We start from the raw sequence: 274 nt of genomic DNA, 5'->3' as shown, positions 1-274 counted from the left end.
ATTTTTAGCGAAGAGATCCAAGTCTTGAATTTTTGTTTCTTTTGTTTCAAGACAAAAGAAATTAAGCAAAACAAAAAAGTAGCCGCATCAATGAAATTACTTTTATATTTAAAGTTCTGAAAAATTGAAAGCTATTTCTAAATATGACTTTATTTAAAGCGACATAGGAAATCGGAGCGTTAAGAAAATAATTTCTGTGACCGTTAAGAAAATTCTATTGTCCGAAGCGCGAGACCAATTCAGAACCGATTAAGCCATATAGAATTCGCGCAAG

The sequence above is a fragment of the Chryseobacterium sp. KBW03 genome, assembly GCF_003852415.1.
GTDB lineage: Bacteria > Bacteroidota > Bacteroidia > Flavobacteriales > Weeksellaceae > Chryseobacterium > Chryseobacterium viscerum.
The sequence above is the reverse complement of the archived record's forward strand: the minus strand, read 5'-3'. Positions refer to the sequence as shown.